The organism is Streptomyces durmitorensis (assembly GCF_023498005.1).
Taxonomy (GTDB): domain Bacteria; phylum Actinomycetota; class Actinomycetes; order Streptomycetales; family Streptomycetaceae; genus Streptomyces; species Streptomyces durmitorensis.
The window spans coordinates 5,349,390-5,366,802 of record NZ_CP097289.1; the positions used below are offsets into that span (position 1 = coordinate 5,349,390).

A 17,413-nucleotide genomic window follows, 5' to 3' on the forward strand; every position below is an offset into this window, starting at 1 on the left:
GCACCCGGGTTCGCGACACGTCGACGCCGGCACCCGGGTTTGCAACACGTCGACGTCGGCACCCCGGTTTGCAACGCGTCCACGCCGGCACCCCGGTTTGCAACACGTCCATGCCCAGCCCCACAGCACAGATCCCCACGCCACCCACCCCCGCCTGTGTCGTTCACCCACCCACCCCTTGTCACCACGGGGCAATCGGGCGGGTGGGCGGGAAAGGCCTGTTCGGCAAGGGGCGGATGCGGGGTTACGGGCGGGTGGGTGGGAGAGGCTTGTTCGGGGGTGAGTGGATGCGGGGGGAGAGGGTTACCGCGCAGGCCCGGCGGGCACGCCTTCGCGGAACGTTCGGCGGTAGGCCGTGGGGGTCACGCCCAGGGCCGCCTGCAAGTGCGCCCGCATGGACTGGGCCGTGCCGAAGCCGGCGTCACGGGCGACCTGGTCGACGGACAGGTCGCTGGACTCCAGAAGGTGGCGGGCCCGCTCGACCCGCTGCCGCGCCAGCCACTGCCCGGGGCTGACCCCCGCCTCCTCACGGAAACGGCGCGTGAAGGTGCGTACGGACATGGATTCCTGATCCGCCATGTCGCGCAGCTGGATCGGCTCGTGGAGGTGACCGAGCGCCCACGCACGCGCCGATGTCGTCGTCGCCAACTGCGGTTCCGGGACCGGGCGTTGGATGTACTGCGCCTGGCCGCCGTCCCGGTGCGGCGGCACCACCGTACGGCGGGCGACCTCGTTGGCGACCGCCGACCCGTGGTCGCCGCGTACGACATGGAGGCAGAGGTCGAGGCCCGCCGCCACGCCCGCCGACGTCAGGACGTCTCCGTCGTCGATGAACAGGACGTCCGGGTCCACCGTGATCCGCGGGAAGAGACGCTGGAAGTGCTCCGCCGACGACCAGTGCGTCGTCGCGGTGCGGCCGTCGAGGTAGCCCGCGGCGGCCAGGACGTACCCGCCCGTGCAGATGGAGATCAGGCGTGTGCCCGGCTTGATGTGGGCGAGGGCCGCCGCGAGGTCGGGGGTCAGGCGGCCTTCCTCGTAGACCGGACCCAGTTCGTACGATGCCGGGACCACGACCGTGTCGGCGTCGGCCAGGCACTCCGGGCCGTTCTCCACGAGGATCGCGAAGTCGGCGTCGGTGCGCACCGGGCCCGGGGGCCGGATGGACGCCGTGACGACTTCGTACAGGGGCTCGTGGCCGGCCGTGCGCGCGCGGCCGAAGATCCGCTGCGGGATGCCGAGCTCGAAGGGGATGACGCCGTCCAGGGCCAGGACCACCACTCGGTGGCGCGTGGTCCCGGTGGTCCGGGCGGGCCTGGAGGTGTCGGTCGCGGGGGCTGCCATGGCCCGATTCTAGCTAATGCTGTCCTTTGGGCCACTCGATCGGGCGCGGCAAGGGCCGGATGCTGTTGTCGTGAACCAGACAGACGTGAATCAGCCGGTCGAAGCCCTCGTGGAGGTGCCGCGACCGCGGCACCGTATCCACCGGGCATGGTTCGTCGCCGCCGTGACCTTCGTGACGATCATCGGCGCGGCGGCGTTCCGCTCCCTGCCGGGCCTGCTCATCGACCCGCTGCACGAGGAGTTCGACTGGTCGCGCGGCACGATCGGCCTCGCGGTCTCTATCAACCTCGCGCTGTACGGGCTCACCGCGCCGTTCGCCGCCGCGCTGATGGACCGCTTCGGCATCCGGCGGGTGGTGGCGGTCGCTCTCGTCGTGATCGCGCTCGGGTCCGGGCTCACCGTGTGGATGGAGTCCGCCTGGCAGCTACTGCTGTGCTGGGGGCTGCTCGTCGGGCTCGGCTCGGGGTCCATGGCGCTCGCCTTCGCCGCCACCGTCACCAACCGGTGGTTCACCACGCGGCGCGGACTCGTCACCGGCATCCTGACCGCGGCCTCAGCCTCCGGGCAGCTGATCTTCCTGCCGGTGCTCGCCTGGATGGTGGAGGCCTACGAGTGGCGGCCCGCCGCGGTGACCGTCGCCCTGGCGGCGCTCGTCGTCGTCCCGTTCGTGTGGCTGCTGCTGCGCGACCATCCGGCGGACGTGGGTCTGAAGCCGTACGGATCCGAGGAGTTCGTGGAGAAGCCGCCGCCCGCCACGGGGGCCGCGCGGCGTGCGGTCACCGTGCTGTTCAAGGCGGCCCGCACCGGACCGTTCTGGCTGCTCGCCGGGACCTTCGCCATCTGCGGCGCCTCGACGAACGGCCTGATCCAGACGCACTTCGTGCCCGCCGCGCACGACGAGGGCATGCCGGTCCCGGCGGCCGCGTCGCTGCTCGCCGTCATCGGCGTCTTCGACATCGTGGGCACGATCGCGTCCGGCTGGTTCACGGACCGCTTCGACGCGCGGCGGCTGCTCGCCGTGTACTACGCGCTGCGCGGCGTCTCGCTGCTCTTCCTGCCGCTGCTGCTCACGTCGACCGTGCACCCGTCGATGATCTTCTTCATCGTCTTCTACGGCCTCGACTGGGTGGCGACCGTGCCGCCGACCCTGGCCCTGTGCCGCGAGCAGTACGGCGAGGACAGCGCCATCGTCTTCGGCTGGGTGCTCGCATCGCACCAGGTGGGTGCCGCGCTCGTGGCCGTCATCGGCGGCGTCGCGCGGGACAAGTTCGGGACGTACGACGTGATGTGGGTAGCCTCGGGGGCGCTGTGCGCGGCGGCCGCGCTGATGGCCCTGGTCATCCGGCGGACGGGCGAGGAGAAGGTGGTGGCGTCCGCGCTCACGTAGCGGACGTGTCGAACCTGCCGAACGTGCCCCGGTGGAACAGGAGCGGATCGCCGTCGTCGGTGGCGCCGAGGGCGTCCACCCGGCCGACCACGATCAAGTGGTCGCCCCCGGTGTGCACCGCCTGGATCGTGCAGTCGATCCAAGCCGGTACGCCGGTCAGGCGGGGCGAGCCGGTGACGGGCGCGGCGTCGTAGACCACCCCGGCGAACTTGTCGGCGCCGCTCACCGCGAAGCCTCGGCAGAGCGCGCCCTGGTCGGCGCCCAGGACGTTGACGCAGAAGACGCCCGCGCGCGCGATGCGCGGCCACGTCGTCGACGTACGCGCGACCATGAACGAAACGAGGGGCGGGTCGAGGGAGAGCGAGGAGAAGGACTGGCAGGCGAACCCGGCCGGGCCCGGCTCGCCTTCGCACGCCGGTGCCGTGATCACGGTCACGCCGGTCGCGAAGTTCCCCAGTACGCGCCGGAATTCGCCCGCGTCGAGCGGCGCACGCTCGTCCTCGCCGACGGCCCGCAGCTGCGGGCGCGGCAGGGCTTCGACCGGGCCTGTGGTGGTCGGTTCGCCGACCGACCTGAGGTATCGGAGGGCGGTGGCCGCCATTCCTGCATGTCCCATCACATCAGCCATTGAAGCTGACGGTTCGTCAGATTGGAAGGGCGGGGACGCGGCCCATCGGCGTACGCCTCAGCGGCCCTCGTACGAAGGTGAACGGCGCTCCACGAAGCTGGCCACGCCCTCGTTCGCGTCGGCCGTCGTCATGTTGATCTCCTGCGCCGCGGCCTCGGCGGCGAAGGCCGTCGCGCGGTCCGATTCGAGGGCGGCGTTGACCAGTTGCTTGGTCATGGCGATGGCGCGGGTCGGCCCTGCCGCGAGGCGCTCCGCCCAGGCGCGGGCCGTCTTCTCCAGTTCGCCGGCGGGTACGACGCGGTTGACGAGCCCGAGCCGTTCGGCGTCCGCAGCCGGCACGGAATCCCCGAAGAACATCAGCTCCTTGGCCCGCTGCGGCCCGATGAGCCGGGGCAGCAGATAGGCACCGCCGCCGTCGGGCACCAGGCCGCGGCGCACGAACACCTCGATGAACTTGGCCTGTTCGGCGGCGATGACGAGATCGCAGGCGAACGCGAGATGGGCGCCGATCCCGGCCGCGGTCCCGTTCACCGCGGCGATCACCGGCTTCTCGCAGTCGAGGACGGCAGCGATGAGGCGCTGGGCACCGAGCCTGATCGTGCGAGCCACGTCACCGGGCACGCGCTCGGCGGTGCTCGGCGCTCCGCGCAGGTCGGCGCCCGCGCAGAAGCCCTTGCCGGTGGCGGTGATGACGACGGCGCGGACGGCGGGGTCCGCGGAGGCGGCGGCGAGGAGCGAGATGACGCGTTCGCGCTGGTCCCAGGTGACGGCGTTCATGGCTTCGGGGCGGTTGAGGGTGATCCACGAGACGGCGTTGTCAGTGGTGTGGAGTACCAATGAGTCGAGGGGATCAGTTCCGGCTTCGGGGGAGGGTGTCATGGGGGTACGGACTCCATTTCGCTGCGGGGTATTCGGGTGGGTGGGCGGGAAGGACTCGCCACGAAGCGGCGTCCTGAGAACCAACTCACCGGCAGACGGCCAAGGCGTCCAGCGCGACAGCCCCCTGCCCCCGCGGCAACACCATCAGGGGGTTGATATCCAGCTCCGCCAGCTCATCGCCAAGCTCAAGGGCCATCCTCTGTACCCGCAAGACGACTTCGACGAGCGCATCGATGTCGGCGGGGGGCGCCCCACGGACCCCGTCGAGCAACGGCCTTCCGCGCAGCTCAGAGAGCATCGTCAACGCCTGGTCCTCCCCGAAGGGCGGCACCCGCACGGCCACGTCCCGCAGCACCTCGACGAGGACACCCCCGAGCCCGACGGTCACCGTCGGTCCGAACAGCTCGTCCTGGGTGACCCCGACCACCATCTCGACGCCCCGCTCCACCATCTGGCAGACGAGTACGCCGTCCAGCGCGATCCCTTCGTAGCGCGCGATGTCGGTCAGCTCCCGATAGGCGTCGCGGACCTGGCTGGCCGAGGTCAGGCCGATCTTCACCAGGCCCAGTTCACTCTTGTGGGCAAGGTGCGCCCCGGACGCCTTCATCACCACCGGGTAGCCGACGAGCCCCGCCGCCCGCACGGCAGCCGCCGCACTGGTCACCAACTGCTCGCGCGGTACGCGAATCCCGTACGCGCGCAGCAGCTGCTTCGCCGCGTGCTCGCTCAGCTGCTGACCGGACCGCATCAGGGCCTGGGCCTTGCGGAAGGAGGGCGAGGCCGTGCGCGGTGCATCGGCGAAGGGGGAGCGGTAGCGGGTCGTGAACCGGTGGTGGTCCAGATAGGCGCGCACCGCCGTGATGCAGTTGGCGAAGGTGCGGAAGGTGGCGACGCGCGAGGAGCCGAGCAGCGTCGTGCGGTAGGCATCCTCGGTGCCCACGGGCGAGCCCCACACCACGCACACCAGCTTGTCCGTCTGCTCCGCCGCGTCCACCAGGTCCTGCGCCAGCTTGTCGCTCATCGGCGGGAAGGGTCCGGTGATGGGACAGATCAGCACCCCCACCTCCGGGTCGTCGAGGATCGCGTCGATGATTTTGCGGCCGCGCCAGTCGCCCACCGGGTGGCCGCCGTTGTCGACGGGGTTGGCGACGTTCAGGTAGTCCGGTATCCACTGGTGCAGCTGAGCCTGCTTGGCGTCCGAGAGGGCGGGCAGCGGCAGCCCCGCCTCGGTCGCCAGGTCCGAGAAGTGCGCGCCCGTGCCGCCCGAGATCGAATAGACGACGACGCCCTCGGCCCGCGGCGGCCTTGCGCGCGCCAACAGGGCGGACGTGTCCTGGAGTTCGTCGAGCCCGTCCACGCGGATCACGCCGTACTGCCGCATCGCCGCGTCGACGACCGTGTCGGCGCCGGTGAGCTTGCCGGTATGTGAGGCGGCCATGCGGGCGCCGGTCTCGGTGCGGCCGACCTTGACCGCGACGACGGGCACGCCGCGCTGGGCGGCGCGGTCGGCGGCGAGCAGGAAGGAGCGGCCGTCCTTGAGGCCCTCGACGTAGCAGGCGATGGCGCCGACCTCGGGGCGCTCGGCGAAGTAGGAGATGAAGTCGGAGGTCTCCAGGTCGGCTTCGTTGCCGGTGGGCGCCCAGTGCGAGAGGCGTACGCCGATCTCCTGCATCGTGAAGACGGGGCGGCCCTGGTGGCCGGACTGGGTGATCAGGGCGATCGCCGGTCCTTCGAGGTCGTCGCGGAACTTCTCGAAGGCGTTGAGGTTGGTGTTGGGCCCGAGCAGCCGCAGCCCCGAGCGCTCCACGGCGGCGGCCAGGCGGGCCTGTGCGGCCGCGCCCTCCTCGCCGGTCTCGGCGAAGCCGGAGGCGAACGCGACGGCGAACTTCACCTTGGACTCGGCGAGTTCCTCGATCAGGGGAAGGGGGTCACTGACGAGCAGTACGGCCAGATCGACCTGTTCCGGCAGGTCCGCGACGGAGGGGAAGCAGGGTGTGCCGAAGACGGACTGCCGGGTGGGGTGCACGGGATGCAGCCGGGCGCCGACTCGCTCGGCCCAGTCCATGAGCTGCCGCGTGATGCCGGTGTTCGGCCGCCCCTCGGCGTCCGACGCGCCGATGACGGCGACGGACTCGGGGCGGAAGAACCGGTCCAGATCAGGTACTTCGGCGTGCAGGGGGCGACCGCTCACGTCCAGGTCGTCCGCGGTGGCGGCCCGTCCGTGGACGGCGGGTGCCGGGGCTTCGCCGCAGGCCACGACACGCGCGCGGCGGGGGTCGGTGGTGAAGGTGCCGTATGTCGATCCAAGCATCGGTCCGCCCGCTCCTGGGTGAAGGAATGCAACTGACGCATAGTCAGATTACTTAACTGACGCTGTGTCAGGAACAGTGCTGCACGCAAAGAGTGGGGCGACCCTTTAGCGGTACCCAGGTGCCGTGGGGCGTTACTCCCCCTTCCGGGGGGCGGGATTCCGGAAGGGGGTAGTACCGGCCAACGGGGCGCCCTGTGAAGGTCGTTGGGTGTCTGCGGGGCCGTCGTGGCTGGTCGCGCAGTTCCCCGCGCCCCTTCGGGGCACTTTCCTGGCCGCGGCGGACTTCGCTCGGCCTTGTCAGTGGCCCGCGCTCAGTGTCCTCGCCACCGCCTTCGCGATCTTCTCCGCGTCCCGCGCCATCTCGCGCAGCATTCCGCTGATGGGGTTCGTGAACCCGGTGAAGTAGAGGCCGGGGGCCGACTTTGGGGTGCGGGCGCCGCGGACGACGGGGGCGCCCTTCGCGTCGAGTACGCCGAGGTCGCCGATGAGCGGCTCCAGGGCGCGGCGGTAGCCCGTGGCGGCGATGACGGCGTCGGGGGCGATCAGCGTGCCGTCGGCAAGGACGACCTTGCCGTCCTCGAAGGACTCGACGGCCGCGACCGGTTCGACCTTGCCCTTGCGCACCGCGTCGATCAGTCCGACGTCCTGCACCGGGATCGCGCCCTCCTTGACCCGGGAGTACAGGCCGGTGCCGGGGCGGGGCAGCCCCCGCGCCGACAGGTCGGGGACGCTGATCCTGGCGATCGGGCCCGCGAGCCGGTCCACGAGAGAGACGGGCAGCCTGCGGCAGAGGATGCCCGTGCGCTGCGCGGGCCACCCCGCCGTGGAGCGGCGGACGATGTGCGGCGCGGTGCGCACCGCAAGGCGGACGCGCGCGGCGCCGCCCTCGACGAGGTCGACGGCGATCTCGGCGCCGGTGTTGCCGACGCCCACGACCAGGACGTCCTTGCCCTCGTAGGGGCGCGGGTCGCGGTAGGAGCTCGCGTGCAGGAGCTCGCCCGTGTAGGTGTCGCGGCCGGGCCAGTCCGGCAGGTGGGGCGTGTGGTTGTAGCCGGTGGCGATCACGACCGCGCTGCCGGTCAACTCCCGGCCGCCGCTCGCGTGCAGCAGCCAGCCGGTGCCGTCGGCCGACCGCTCCAGGCGGGAGACCTCGACGCCGGTGACGATCTCCAGTTCGTGGAACTCGGCGTACTTCTCCAGGTAGCGCAGGACGTTGTCACGTGACACCCACCGTCCGAAGGAGCGCGGTATCGCGAGCCCCGGCAGTGCGGAGAGGCGGCGCGTCGTGTGCAGGCGCAGGCGGTCGTAGTGCGTGCGCCAGGAGGCGCCGACCCGGTCGGACTTCTCGAGGACGACCGCGCGAACGCCGCGCGCACGCAGAGCGGCCGCCACGGAGAGCCCGCCGGGTCCGCCGCCGACGACGTACACGGGGCGGTCCTGCTGTGGCGTTTGTGGGGGAGTGGTGTCGGCCATGAACCTGAGAGTAATCACGTGGTCACTTGATGGGGGACGGTCAAGCCCCAAACCGGTTGCGAATTGATCACGGGTGTACGCGGCGAGCCCTCCGTCCGTGGGCTACGCGCCACGTCGCGGGGCCCACGCGGCGTACGGCCTCTTGCGTACGTCTCTTGCGCACGTGCCGGGCATGCGCTGAACTGACGTACCATCAGAAACCTTTGTCCGGAGACGCGATGGGACTACCCCTGTGAGCACTACGAGCCCCGCGAGCCCTTCGAGCCCCCGCTACGACCTCCCCGAGCCCGACGCCTTCACCCGCCCCTACTGGGACGCGGCGGCCGAGGGGCACCTCCTGATCCGCCGCTGCGGCGGCTGCGGCAAGGCGCACCACTACCCGCGCGAGTTCTGCCCGCACTGCTGGAGCGAGGAGGGCGGCTGGGAGCGGGCGAGCGGCCACGCCACGCTCTACACCTGGTCCGTGGTGCACCGGAACGACCTGCCGCCGTTCGGCTCCCGCGTCCCGTATGTCGCCGCCGTCGTCGACCTCGCCGAAGGCCCGCGCATGATGACCGAGATCGTCGACTGCGAGGAGGGCGAACTGCGGATCGGGATGGCGCTGGAGGTCGCGTTTCGCGAGGTGGGGGAGCGGGAGGGCGCGGGTGTGACGGTGCCGGTGTTCCGGAGTGCGTCGTAATCCGCTTCTGCTGAGGTGCCGTACGAGGGATCATGGCCCATGGCCTCCTCTCCGCGTCCCGGCTGGCAGTTGATCTCCGACCTCGACGAGTTCCACTCCCGCGCGGCGACCTTCCTGCACTCGGCGCCCGCCCTGCACACCGCGCTGCTCAGCGTCACCGACACGCTGCGTACGCGCGGGCTCCATGTGTACGGGGCGGAAGATCCCCTCTTCGGGATCCGCACCGGTGGCGATGGCGTGGGTGGGGGGAGCGGTGGCGATGGTGTGGGTGGGGCGAGCGGTAGCGATGGCACAGGTGGGGCGAGCGATGGCGACGGCATAGGTGGGACGAGCGATGGCGGCGGTATAGGCGGGGCGAGCGGTGGCGATGGTGTGGGTGGGGGGAGCGGTGGCGATGGCATAGGTGGGGCGAGCGGTGGCGACGGCACAGGCGGGGCGAGCGGTGGCGGCGGCACAGGTGGGGCGAGTGATGGCGACGGCACAGGCGGGGCGAGCGGTGGCGGAGGCGTGAGTGGTGCCTTTCTGTGGACCCCGCCGCACCTCCTCGCGCTGAGCCCGCTCGCCGACGACGCCGCCGCCGAGGAACTCGCCGGGGTGCTCGCCGACGCGGGCCTCGAACTGCCCGGGGTCGGCGCCGAGAGCGCCACCGCCGCCACGTTCTCGGCCGCCTGGCAGCGGCGGACGCACGTCAGGGCTGCCGTCAGCTTCCCCCAGCGGCTGTACCGGCTCGGCACCCTCACCCCATCCGAGCCCTCACCGGCAGGCAGCGCGCGCGTGGCCACCGGCGCCGACCGGGCGCTGCTCGCGCGCTGGCACGGGGAGTTCCACGAGGCCATCGGCGAGAAGGGCGCGATGGACGCGGGCGAGTGGGCCGACGCCCGCATCGCCTACGGAGGCGTCACCCTCTGGGAGAGCCCCGACGGCACCCCCGTCGCCATGGCGGGCAACACCCGCAAGGTCGCGGGCCAGGTCCGGATCGCCCCCGTCTTCACCCCCGTCGGCCTGCGCGGGCGTGGCTACGCGGGCGCGGTCACCGTCGCGGTGAGCCGCGCCGCGCTTGCGGCGGGCGCGGACGAGGTGCTGCTCTTCACCGACGTCGGCAACCCCACGAGCAACGAGCTCTACCAGCGGCTCGGCTTCCGCCCGGTGCGGGACTTCACGCAGTACAGCTTCACGCGCTGACCCTCTTCATCGTCACGCTCCGGCCCTCACGGCCACAGCAGCTCCTTGGCCCAGCTTCCGTCCGTCTCCCGGCGGTACCGCAGCCGCACGTGCCGGCGTCGCGCCTCGCCCTGGAAGAACTCGACCTCCGCCGGTTCCAGCACGTACAGGGTCCAGCTCGGCGCCGGGGCGTCCGGTTCCGCCTGCGCGTGCTCCCATGCGGCCTGGCTGGCGGCCACCAGGTCCCCGTACGACGGGAGTACTTCGCTCTGCCTGCCGACCAGCGCCGACGCCAGCGCTCCGGGCGAACGCCGTGCGAGGTCCTCGCGGCTCTCGATGGCGCTCGCCGTCGTGACCCGGCCCCGCACCCGGACCTGGCGGCCCTGCACGGGCCAGTAGAACCCGAGCGCGGCCTCGGGGCGAGCCGCGAGCTGGCGGCCCTTCGCGCTGCCCGCGTGCGAGCCGAAGTGCCAGCCCGCGGCGTCCGCGTCGTGCAGCATCAGCGTCCGTACGTCGGGGCGGCCCGACTCGTCCGCCGTGGCCAGGGTCATCGTGTGCGGCTCCACCTGGCCCGCCTCGGCCACGTCCACGAACCACTGCCAGAACAGGGGGAGCGGGTCGGCGGGGGCGGTCGACGGGTCGAAGGCGGGCAGCTCGGTGTCCCAGACGCGGAGGGCGCGCAGGAGGGCGCGGCCGTGGGTGGTGTCGTTGGGCCTGGTGTCGTCGGGCCTGGCGTCGTCGGGCCTGGCGTCATCGGGCCTGGTGTCGGAGTCGTCCATCCGGCGAATCTACGGGAGCGGCCGCGAGCCCGGCGGGCACAGGGGCGGCCGTACTACCCCCGGCCAAGGACCACCGTCCCCGACGAGCAGAACCAGCCGCCCGTCCCCGACGCGACCGCCACTTCCGGGAGTCTCCCTCCGGCCTTGTGCACCTGGCGGCCTTCGCCCGCCTCGCCGCGCAGCTGCCGTACCGCCTCCACCAGCAGGAACAGGCCCCGCATTCCCGGGTGTTGGGCGGAGAGGCCGCCGCCGTCCGTGTTCGTCGGAAGTTCGCCGTCCCGCAGCAGGCGGCCCTTCTCCACGAACGCGCCCCCCTCGCCCTTCGCGCAGAACCCGAGATCCTCAAGGGTCACCAGGGTCATGTAGGTGAAGGCGTCGTAGATCTCCGCCACGTCGACGTCCTCGGGGCGCACCCCCGCCCGCTCGAACGCCAGGCGTCCGCTCACAGCCGCCGGGGAGACCGTGAAGTCCTCCCACTCCGACATGGTCGTGTGCGAGACGTGCTCGCCGGTGCCGAGGACCCAGACCGGTGCCGAGGCGCAGTCGGCCACGTACTCCTCCGCCGCGAGGAGCACCGCGCATCCGCCGTCGGAACGTATGCAGCAGTGCAGCTTGGTGAACGGGTCCGCGATCATCGGGCCTGCCAGGACCTCGTCGACCGTGATCGGGTCGCGGTACATCGCGTCGGGGTTGGTGGCGGCGTTCGCCCGTGCCTGGACCGCGACCGAGGCGAGCTGTTCGAGGGTCGTGCCGTACTCGTGCATGTGGCGGCGGGCCGCCATCGCGTACTTGGAGATCAGGGAGTGGCCGTAGGGGACCTCGAACTGGAGGGGTCCGCGCGCGCCGAACGACAGGTTCGACGTGCGCCGCCTCGCCTTGATGTCCGCCCTGGCCGTCGATCCGTACACGAGCAGTACGGCGTTGGCGCGCCCCGCGGCGATCGCGTCCGCCGCGTGGGCCGCCATGACCTCCCAGGTGGAGCCGCCGACGGAGGTGGAGTCGACCCAGCGTGGCTTCAGGCCGAGGTACTCGGCGACCTCGACCGGGGCGAGGGTGCCCAGGCCCGCGGACGCGATGCCGTCGATGACCTCGCGGCCGAGGCCCGAGTCGGCCAGGGCGCGGCGGGCCGCCTGGGCGTGCAGGGCGTAGGGAGTGGCCTCGTCGACGCGGCCGCAGTCGGAGAGGGATATGCCGACGACGGCCACCTTGCGCGGGCGGGTCGCCGCCGCGCCCGCACCGGCCGACGTCTCACCAGGGGCCGACGTCTCACGAGGGCGTGAAGGGAGGGGAGTTGGCATGAATCTGACGGTACATCAGATCTGCTTGACCGAGGGAGGGGGCAAGGGAGAGGGCAAGGGAGGGGTTACGTGGCGTCGCGGCCCTGTGCATCTGGCGGGCCCCGTCTTAGCATGACGGCCCGTCAGATCCGGGACGGCTCGCCCTCGTGCACGGCGCCGAGGGGCACGGCCGCGACCCGGGGGAGGAGCCCGCCGATGGACGCCGCCTTCACCGCGGAGCAGGAAGAAATCCGCCGCACGCTTCGTGAGCTCGTCACCAAACGCTGCGGTCAGGGCGAGGTGAAGGCCGCGGTCCGCACCCCCGCCGGATACGACGCGGCCCTCTGGTCCGCCCTCGCCGAACAGCTCGGCCTGCCCGGCATCGCCATCCCCGAGACGTACGGGGGCGTGGGGTGCGGCCCGGCGGAGCTCGCCCTCAGCAGCGAGGAGCTCGGCCGGGCCCTCGCCCCCTCGCCCCTCTTCGCCACCGCGGCCCTTGTCGTCCCGCTCCTTGAGCGCCTGGGCACCGACGAGCAGCGGTCGGAGCTGCTGCCCCGCATCGCGGCGGGCGGTCTGACCGCCGCACTCGCCGTGCCCGGCACCGGGCTCGCCACCGCGCTCGGCCTCGTCGGGGACAACCTCGGCGACTGGTCGGGCGGCGGCCGTGCGGGCGGCGTGCAGGCCAAGCTCTCGGACGGCGTCTGGCGGCTCTACGGCCAGGCCGAGCAGGTCCTGGACGGGCACAGCGCGGGGCTGCTCGTCGTCGCCGCGCACACGGGGGGCTTCGCCCGTTCCCGTACGCTCCTCTATCTCGTGCGCGAGAGCGCCGCGGGGCTCGTACGGACCCGGCAGACCTCCCTCGACGAGACCCGGCCGCAGGCCCGCGTCGAACTGCGCGACGTGGAAGCGGAGTTGCTCGGCGACGCCGACGACGCCGATGTGCCGGGCGCGCTGGCCGCGGCCGGTGACACCGCCGCCACCGTGCTCGCCGCGGAAGCAGTGGGCGCGGCGGACCGGGCGCTGGAGCGGACCGTCGAATACGTCAAGCAGCGCGAGCAGTTCGGGCGGGCGATCGGGTCGTTCCAGGCCGTCAAGCACCGGCTCGCGGATGTGTATGTGCAGGTGCAGGCCGCGCGGTCGGCGGCGTACTACGCGGCGTGGGCCGCGGGGGCAGGCTCCGAACAGGCGGGAGGGCTCGCGCTCGCGCAGTCGCTGGACGCGCTGCGGACCGCCGCCTCCGAGGCTGTGCAGCTGCACGGCGGCATCGGGTTCACCTGGGAGCACGAGGCGCATCTGTACTTCAAGCGGGCGTCGAGCGACGAGCTGCTCTTCGGGCCCGTGCACCGGCTGCGGGCGCGCGCGGCGGAACGGGCGGAGCTGTTCACCACGGTGACGGCACCGGAGCCCGCTGCCCAGCTGAAGGCGGCCGTCTGATGCCGCCCGGTGTCCGTCTGATGCAGAAGATGTCGTCCACCCGGACCTTCGCGAGGATCGCCCCGCACTTCATCCCCGCGATGGACCGCACGGTGCACCGCCTCACGCGCGGCAAGGTGCTGCTCAGCGCGAAGATGCTGCCGGGGGTGATCCTGACGGTGCGCGGCGCCAAGAGCGGTCTTGCGCGGCGCACTCCCCTGGCCTGTATGCCGGAGGAGAAGGGGAGTTGGATCCTCATCGGCTCCAACTTCGGGCGCCCGGGACACCCCGCCTGGACCGGCAACCTCATCGCCCATCCGGATGCCGACGTCAACTGGCAGGGTGCGGACATTCCGGTCAGGGCGCGGCTGTTGGCGGGGGAGGAGCGGGCCGCGGCATGGGATGCGGTGCTGAAGTTCTGGCCGCCGTACGCGACGTATCAGTCCCGCATAGAGCGGGAGATCCGCCTGTTCCGCCTGGAGCGGCGCGCGGAGTAGCCGTACGGCGGAGCAGTCGTATGGCGAACACAGCGGCGGATCACTGGAACACCGTGATCCGCCGCTGCGGTGACAGGACTTGGGAAGCGTCAGAAGAGAAGACGTATGGGATGCCCTACTTCGTCGGCTTCTTGCCTGTTACGCCCAGATGCACCAACAGTGCGAGGTTCGGCTTCAGTTCGGTCTGCTTGACGCCCCACGACTGGAAGCCGCGCTGGTGCGAGGCGACCGCGGCGAGCATCGCCACGAGGGAGCCGGCCATCGCCGCAGGGTTGACGTCCTTGTCGACCTTGCCCTTGGCCTGGAGCTCCTTGACCGTGTCCGTAAGGGAGTTGTTGACCGAGTTCAGGATCTTCATGCGGAGTTTGTAGAAGCGTTTGTCACCTTCCGCGGCGCCCAGATCGACGACCCGGAGGATCGCGTCGTTCTTCCGCCAGAAGTCGAGGAAGCCGTCGACCAGTTCCTGTGCGGTCTGCCACCCCGCCTTGCCGACCCATGAGCGGCCGTCGAGGAGCTGGGTCAACTCAGCGCCCTCCGCGGCCATTTGCTCGGCGATCTCCAGGACGGCGCCCTCGACGTCCGGGAAGTACTGATAGAAGGTCGCGGGTGAAGTCCCCGCCTTCCGGGCGACGTCGATGACTTTGACGTCCCGGTAGGGCGAGGAGCTGAGCATCTCGCTGAGGCAGTCGAGCAGCTTCTGACGCGTCGCCTGACCGCGCCGACCGGCCACGCGGCCGTCGACGGTACGTACCTGTCCTGTCATGCCGTCAGCTTACCGAGGGGTGATCGGAGCGCGATTCGGCCGAGTGCAAATGGGGTTGAGGGCCGTATTGAGGGGCGTATGCCTCTCCATTCCGTGCGCCGGTGAAAGGCCGCATTTAAATGGTTCACGTGTTCGAATCAAATTTCGCTCACATATCTCCCTCTTCTTGCGTCTTCTTTGTCCCACAACACCCCGATCCCGCCCCGGGTTCGCAACCACCGCCCCGGACAGGAAGAATCAGGGTGCGTGCCGCCGGAGCGGCTCGGTGGTGAGACGCTGCACGGGGCCGCTCATACGGCGCCCGCGTACGGGGAGGTGGCAGGGCAAGTGGTGGATCAGCTGACGCAGCACGATCCGAGGCGGATCGGCCCGTTCGAGGTGCTCGGCCGGCTCGGAGCCGGTGGCATGGGCCTTGTCTACCTCGCGCGCTCCGCGTCAGGTCGGCGCGTGGCGATCAAGACGGTGCGGACCGAGCTCGCCGAGGACCAGCTGTTCCGCGTCCGCTTCACGCGTGAGGTCGAGGCGGCACGGGCCGTGTCCGGCTTCTACACGGCCGCCGTCGTGGACGCCGACCCGCGTGCGGCCGTGCCGTGGCTGGCCACCGCGTACGTGCCCGCTCCCTCGCTCGAAGAAATAGTGAATGAACACGGGCCGCTGCCCACGCAGGCCGTGCGCTGGCTCGCCGCGGGCGTCGCCGAGGCCCTGGAGTCCATCCACGGCGCGGGCCTCGTCCACCGTGACCTCAAGCCGTCGAACGTCCTCGTGGTGGAGGACGGACCGCGCGTGATCGACTTCGGCATCGCGTCCGGCGTCTCCAACACCCGGCTGACCATGACGAACGTCGCCGTGGGCACCCCCGCGTACATGTCGCCCGAGCAGGCGAAGGACTCACGCAGCGTGACCGGCGCGAGCGACGTCTTCTCGCTCGGCTCGATGCTCGTCTTCGCCGCCACCGGGCACGCGCCCTTCCACGGGGCCAACCCCGTCGAGACCGTCTTCATGCTGCTCCGGGAAGGCCCTGACCTGGAGGGACTCCCGGACGAGCTGCGCCCGCTCATCGAGACGTGCATGCAGATGGAGGCGGTCCTGCGGCCGAGCCCCGCCGACCTCCAGGCCCAGCTCGCCCCGCACCTCTTCGCCTCCGAGAGCGAGGACGGCGACAGCGGCACGGCGTCCGCGTGGCTGCCCGAGCGGGCCGTCGCGCTGATCGAGGCCCGCCGTGGCGGCCGTCCGCCCGTGCGGGCCGCGCTCGCCTCCTCCGGGCGCAGCGGCGGCCGTGGCGGCGCCCCCGCCGTCGCACCGCCGCCTCCGCGGCACGCACCGCCGGTGCCGCCGACGCAGCCGCCGCCCTTCGGGGGCGTGCCGGACGCAGGGCCCGTGCACCTGGCCGGGGCGAAGGTGCCGATCGGTCCAGGGCCGAGGGTGGCCGACGCGCGCGCCGCCGCCGTAAGCCTGCCGCCCGCCGACGGAGGCCTCGCCGCCTCGTGGTCGCGGTCCAAGGCCGCGGCGAACGGCGTCGACCCCGTGGTGCCCGCGCCCACCGTCGCGCCGGATGCCGGGTCCTCGTGGCGGCCGTGGCGGTTCCGGATGTCGAACGACGTGTGGGGGACGCCCGCCGTCGCGGGGAACCTCGTGTACGTCACGTCCTTCGAGGTCCACGCCCTGGACGTCGGCACGGGCCGCCGCAGCTTCAAGACGCGGGACGTCGCCTGGTCCATGGCGGTCGCCGACGGACGTATCCACGCATCCGACGGCCCCACGCTGTACGCCCTGGACGGCGCCGACGGCAACGACCTGTGGCGCCTGTCGACCGACGCCTGGGTGTACTCCCTCCAGGCCGACCGCGGCACCGTCGTCACCGGGACGCGCGGCGGCGGCGTACAGGCCTGGGAGGCCGCGAACGGCGAGAAGCTCTGGGAGATCACCGGGGCCCAGACCGACTTCGAGACCCCCGAGGCGGGACCCGTCGTCCACGACGGCACGGTCTACGTCTGGAAGGACGCGCGCCTGCGCGCCCTGGAGGCCCGCACGGGCGACGAGCGGTGGTCGTACCCCATCGGCGACGCGGCCTCCTGCGGCGGCGTCCCGGTGCGGCTCGCGCCCGCGCAGGACGGGTACGTGTACGTGTCCGCCGGGTCACGCGTCCTCGCGATCGACGTCGCGGCCGGTCACGTCCGGTGGCACTTCGAGGCACCCGCCGCGTTCCTGTGTCCGCCCACGTTCGCGCCGGGACCCGCGGTCACCGGCGGTGGCGTGTACCTCGCGGACTACCTGGGCACGGTGTACGCCCTCGACGCCGCCGACGGCCGCGACCGCTGGCGCATCGCCACGGAGTCCCGGGCGTCGATCGAGCCCGTGCTCGTCGCCGACGGCCACGTCCACGTGGGCAGCGGCAAGGGGCTCTACACGCTTGACGCGGTCACGGGGACGCCGAAGTGGCGTTTCCAGGCCGGCGGCGAGGTCGTCGGCGCGCCCGTCGTGGCCGACCGGCGGATCCACTTCGGGTCGACGGACCACCTGCTGTACACGCTGAAGGCGGACGACGGCCGCCTGCGCTGGAAGCTGGCCACGGGCGGCGAGATCACCGGGGCGCCTGTGGTGCGGGACGGCGTGGTGTACGCGTGCAGCAAGGACCGGTGTGTGTACGCGCTGGACGCGGAGCGGGGGACCGGCACCGCCCGGTCGTAGGCGCGGGCGGGTCTGTGTGCACCCCGGGTGTCGGCCCGCGCCTCGTGACGGCCGTCGCACCAGCTTTGGAAGGGGCTCCGGACGGCGGCCGTCCACTCGTGACGTTACGCCGAGTGCGTGAACCCTGCCAGGTGGAC

Annotated in this window: 15 protein-coding genes; 6 read left to right on the forward strand and 9 right to left on the reverse strand. The window is 71.9% G+C overall.

Features of this window, described 5'->3' with window-relative positions; genetic code table 11:
• Positions 1-303: 303 nt before the first annotated feature.
• Complete coding sequence (locus tag M4V62_RS24105) at positions 304-1,341, reverse strand: GlxA family transcriptional regulator (RefSeq protein WP_249589304.1); 1,038 nt, start codon at positions 1,339-1,341, stop codon at positions 304-306.
• 16 nt (positions 1,342-1,357) lie between these two features.
• Between M4V62_RS24105 and M4V62_RS24110 the strand changes: the two genes are divergently transcribed.
• Complete coding sequence (locus M4V62_RS24110) at positions 1,358-2,728, forward strand: MFS transporter (protein ID WP_425575126.1); 1,371 nt, start codon at positions 1,358-1,360, stop codon at positions 2,726-2,728.
• Here the strand turns inward: M4V62_RS24110 and M4V62_RS24115 are convergent.
• From M4V62_RS24115 to M4V62_RS24130, 4 genes are all read right to left on the reverse strand, one after another.
• Positions 2,721-3,344, reverse strand: a complete 624-nt coding sequence (locus M4V62_RS24115; RefSeq protein ID WP_249589305.1) for a flavin reductase family protein — start codon at positions 3,342-3,344, stop codon at positions 2,721-2,723. The genes M4V62_RS24110 and M4V62_RS24115 overlap by 8 nt on opposite strands.
• Before the next feature lie 69 nt (positions 3,345-3,413).
• On the reverse strand, positions 3,414-4,235 hold the full coding sequence (locus M4V62_RS24120; protein WP_249589306.1) for an enoyl-CoA hydratase/isomerase family protein: 822 nt from the start codon (positions 4,233-4,235) through the stop codon (positions 3,414-3,416).
• Between the two features lie 85 nt (positions 4,236-4,320).
• On the reverse strand, positions 4,321-6,546 hold the full coding sequence (locus tag M4V62_RS24125; RefSeq protein ID WP_249589307.1) for an acetate--CoA ligase family protein: 2,226 nt from the start codon (positions 6,544-6,546) through the stop codon (positions 4,321-4,323).
• 297 nt (positions 6,547-6,843) lie between these two features.
• Positions 6,844-8,019, reverse strand: coding sequence for a flavin-containing monooxygenase (locus M4V62_RS24130; RefSeq protein ID WP_249589308.1), 1,176 nt, complete (start codon positions 8,017-8,019; stop codon positions 6,844-6,846).
• A gap of 232 nt (positions 8,020-8,251) precedes the next feature.
• Between M4V62_RS24130 and M4V62_RS24135 the strand changes: the two genes are divergently transcribed.
• Complete coding sequence (locus M4V62_RS24135; protein WP_249589309.1) at positions 8,252-8,698, forward strand: Zn-ribbon domain-containing OB-fold protein; 447 nt, start codon at positions 8,252-8,254, stop codon at positions 8,696-8,698.
• Positions 8,699-8,728: 30 nt separating this feature from the next.
• Here the strand turns inward: M4V62_RS24135 and M4V62_RS44075 are convergent, their stop codons facing one another.
• Positions 8,729-9,238, reverse strand: coding sequence for a hypothetical protein (locus M4V62_RS44075; protein ID WP_488212578.1), 510 nt, complete (start codon positions 9,236-9,238; stop codon positions 8,729-8,731).
• Here M4V62_RS44075 and M4V62_RS24140 point away from each other — a divergent pair.
• Positions 9,206-9,880 (forward strand): GNAT family N-acetyltransferase, encoded by a 675-nt coding sequence (locus tag M4V62_RS24140; protein WP_249589310.1) that lies wholly within the window; start codon positions 9,206-9,208, stop codon positions 9,878-9,880. The genes M4V62_RS44075 and M4V62_RS24140 overlap by 33 nt on opposite strands.
• A gap of 26 nt (positions 9,881-9,906) precedes the next feature.
• On the opposite strand, the gene M4V62_RS24145 is transcribed toward M4V62_RS24140, so the two are convergent.
• Positions 9,907-10,638, reverse strand: a complete 732-nt coding sequence (locus tag M4V62_RS24145) for a pyridoxine/pyridoxamine 5'-phosphate oxidase (RefSeq protein WP_249589311.1) — start codon at positions 10,636-10,638, stop codon at positions 9,907-9,909.
• Between the two features lie 53 nt (positions 10,639-10,691).
• Complete coding sequence (locus tag M4V62_RS24150) at positions 10,692-11,936, reverse strand: thiolase C-terminal domain-containing protein (protein ID WP_249589312.1); 1,245 nt, start codon at positions 11,934-11,936, stop codon at positions 10,692-10,694.
• Between the two features lie 195 nt (positions 11,937-12,131).
• Between M4V62_RS24150 and M4V62_RS24155 the strand changes: the two genes are divergently transcribed.
• Positions 12,132-13,349, forward strand: coding sequence for an acyl-CoA dehydrogenase family protein (locus M4V62_RS24155; protein ID WP_249589313.1), 1,218 nt, complete (start codon positions 12,132-12,134; stop codon positions 13,347-13,349).
• Positions 13,349-13,825, forward strand: a complete 477-nt coding sequence (locus M4V62_RS24160) for a nitroreductase family deazaflavin-dependent oxidoreductase (RefSeq protein ID WP_249589314.1) — start codon at positions 13,349-13,351, stop codon at positions 13,823-13,825. The genes M4V62_RS24155 and M4V62_RS24160 overlap by 1 nt, the downstream gene beginning before the upstream one ends.
• 115 nt (positions 13,826-13,940) lie before the next feature.
• Here the strand turns inward: M4V62_RS24160 and M4V62_RS24165 are convergent, their stop codons facing one another.
• Complete coding sequence (locus tag M4V62_RS24165) at positions 13,941-14,588, reverse strand: TetR family transcriptional regulator (RefSeq protein WP_249589315.1); 648 nt, start codon at positions 14,586-14,588, stop codon at positions 13,941-13,943.
• A gap of 327 nt (positions 14,589-14,915) precedes the next feature.
• Here M4V62_RS24165 and afsK point away from each other — a divergent pair, with 327 nt between their 5' ends.
• Positions 14,916-17,276: a protein serine/threonine kinase AfsK gene (gene afsK / locus M4V62_RS24170; protein WP_344646338.1), complete on the forward strand. Its 2,361-nt coding sequence runs from the start codon at positions 14,916-14,918 to the stop codon at positions 17,274-17,276.
• The last annotated feature ends 137 nt before the right edge of the window (positions 17,277-17,413 follow it).